Source organism: Methylobacter sp. (assembly GCF_004322395.1).
Lineage (GTDB): Bacteria > Pseudomonadota > Gammaproteobacteria > Methylococcales > Methylomonadaceae > Methylobacter_A.
Window position 1 is genome coordinate 1 of the sequence record NZ_SCTW01000003.1, and the last position, 2773, is coordinate 2773.

The 2773-nt window shown below is 41.6% G+C and carries 2 protein-coding genes and 1 pseudogene; 1 reads left to right on the forward strand and 2 read right to left on the reverse strand.

The window, feature by feature from the left end; translation table 11 throughout:
* Positions 1–179 precede the first annotated feature (179 nt).
* Positions 180–617, forward strand: a complete 438-nt coding sequence (locus EPO18_RS00275) for a hypothetical protein (RefSeq protein WP_292428890.1) — start codon at positions 180–182, stop codon at positions 615–617.
* 326 nt (positions 618–943) lie between these two features.
* Here the strand turns inward: EPO18_RS00275 and rpmE are convergent, their stop codons facing one another.
* Positions 944–1144: a 50S ribosomal protein L31 gene (gene rpmE, locus EPO18_RS00280; RefSeq protein WP_127027949.1), complete on the reverse strand. Its 201-nt coding sequence runs from the start codon at positions 1142–1144 to the stop codon at positions 944–946.
* Between the two features lie 199 nt (positions 1145–1343).
* Positions 1344–2535, reverse strand: a pseudogene (locus EPO18_RS20775) (IS3 family transposase).
* Positions 2536–2773 lie beyond the last annotated feature (238 nt).

The following is a 2773-nucleotide window of genomic DNA, read 5'->3' on the forward strand; positions in this document are numbered from 1 at the left end:
ACACCAAGTCAATTTAGTGAGCCGTCAGTCTACCAGTTCAATTAGCCTTGTCAAGTCAAAAACAAACACCTATTAATTTTTTTTAAACCCAGACTTTACCTGTTAAATTTCTCTACACTTAAGATATTGATTCCTGTTAAAATTAGAGTTAATTATTTAACTTAATTATCTAAAAATACATGAAAAAATACTCCCTTATAATTTTTATCGTCGCCCTAGCAACTCTACTTTTGATTCAAAAAGAGGTCGTTTTACCTTTCGTTCTTAAAGTTGTTTCATCAGATTTATTTCTTATAGACAGCAAAGACCAAGGCGGCCAAACACCCATTTCCACACCATTAACCGGTCTAGCTTATATGCATTGCAACAACCACATTAAATCTAAACTAGGGCCCGATGTATCTATTAGCTTCCCCGAAAAGCCTCTTAATGCCTGGAGTCTAGGTAATTATCAATATATCATTAACGGGGAAATTGATATCACTAGCACTACTGCAAACACAATTACCAAAAAATATGTTTGTCGCATTACTTACAAAAACGGTGACAACGAAGAGGGTTCTCTCGATTTTTCCAATTGGACTATTGAAGGATTGTCTGGCTTAGATTCCATTTAAGACCATTCTCCATATTGATCAAGCCCCCCCTTTAATTAGTCAAGCTAATTAATTAAAAAAGCCTTAGCAGCTAATAAAGATTTTTTATCTGACCAAACCCAACAATTACCTACTATCATCCATAAAAAAAGCCAGGACAACATTATTGTCCTGGCTTTTTGTTTTATTGATTGCGTAATTTAAAAAATAATTAAGTGTTTTTTGCCACCCATGCATACGTGACGCACTTAAACAACACCAATCTTTATATTTAACATATTTTCGGCATCATTAACGTTTTTTGTGTCCTCACAAAAATCAATGCCTCAAACGAAACCAGCAAAGATTTATTTGCCGTATTTTTTACGGAATTTATCAACGCGGCCCGCCGTATCAACGACGCGTTGCTTTCCTGTATAAAAAGGATGGCATGAAGAACAAACCTCAACCTGCAAATCCTTACCCAATACAGAACCGGTCTCAAATTTATTACCGCAACCGCAAGTTACAATAATTTGTTTATATTCTGGATGAATTTCTGGTTTCATATCACTTTCACATTACCCCACAACGGGTACATACTTTGATTAGAGAACTTTATATGATACGTAATTCATTAAAAATTCGCAACTCAATTTATATTTTTTGTCAGGAACAAATAAACTGTCCGCCCTTGTAGCCAATAAATTGTCCGGCTTTCAAACTATACCGAGGAGGTGATGTGTCAACACTTTTCCGGACACATGGTTAAGCAGCTTTTTGCTGCAATTCATAGTCTACAGGCGACATATAGCCATTGGCGGAATGGAGTCGCTCACGGTTGTAAAATACTTCGATATATTCAAATATATCCTGCTTAGCCTCAGCTCTGGTTTGATAGCGCTGATGATGAACCAGTTCTGTTCTCAAAGCATGAAAGAAGCTTTCCGAGACTGAGTTGTCCCAACAGCTCCCTTTGCGACTCATACTCTGCCGGATGCTATGCTGATTTAACAATGTCCTATGACTTTCCTATGCATATTGACTGCCTCGATCGGTATGCCATAGCAGCCCCTTATCAGGCTTGCGCTTCCAAACCGCCATCATTAACGCATCGTTCACCCGTTTGGCTCGCATATGCTCGGCCATTGACCACCCACCACTTGCCGGGAATAGAGATCAATCACCACAGCCAAATACAGCCAGCCTTCCTGCGATGAATATAGGTGATGTCGCCGACATAGGTCTGGTTGGGTTGCGCCGCCGTGAATTGCCGATTCAAGTGATTGGGCGCAATAGGTAAGTTATGCTTGGAATTCGTGGTCGCTTTGAATTTGCGCTTGGTTTTACAGGCCAAACCCGCAACATCCATTAACCGCCGATACGACGTCGACTTGCCGATCCCGGTTGATTAAGGCTTCCTTGAGGCGACGCGTACCATAGTTTTTCCGACTCTTTTTGAACAGGGTTTTTATGATCCGGCATCGTCTTTTTCAATGGCTGTCTGAGGACGCTCCAACCAAGCATAGTAAGCACTACGAGAAACGCTCATGAACCGGCACATCGATTTAACCGAAAATTTGCTCTCATGTTGTTTGATCCAGGCGTACTTCTTGGCAACCGCTCCTGCGTTGCTCTACCTCCTGCATCCATGCAGTCGACCGTTGCACCTTGGCAAAGTACGCCGCTGCTTTTTTTAACAGGTCACGCTCCTCTATTAATCGGGCGTTTTCCTTCTTCAGCCGCTTCAATTCTTCGTAGAGTTGCTCATCGGTTCGCACGGTGTTGTTGAGCTCTTTGGGATGGCTAATTTATTAATCCAGGCATGGAGCGTATTGGGATTAACGCCTAAATCCTTGGCTTTCTGGGTAATCGGTTTATCAGAACCTATCGCCAGCTTCGCGAAGGATTCTCTAAATTCGGCGCTATATGTTTTTATTTTTTGTTTTTCTAGATCCATTTTCGACACACTCTCTATTTTCAGGTTATTTTGATTGTGTGTCCGTATATGGACTCCTCCCGTTTTGCAAGCACTTTACTACGTCAGGATTAGGGACGACTGCACACGTATATCCGGTCTGTTATTTGAGCACAAGCTCTGGCCATAATGGGCTATTCGCGCGTTTGTTCCTTATCGGTTTAACGTGCACTTGGGCACAGCGGACACATCGGGTTTTACAAACGCCGGTTCGACCTGT

Coding starts and splice junctions, on each gene's coding strand:
- EPO18_RS00275 (WP_292428890.1), top strand. CDS start 180: ATGAAAAAATACTCCCTTATAATTTTTATCGTCGCCCTAGCAACTCTA.
- rpmE (WP_127027949.1), bottom strand. CDS start 1,144: ATGAAACCAGAAATTCATCCAGAATATAAACAAATTATTGTAACTTGC.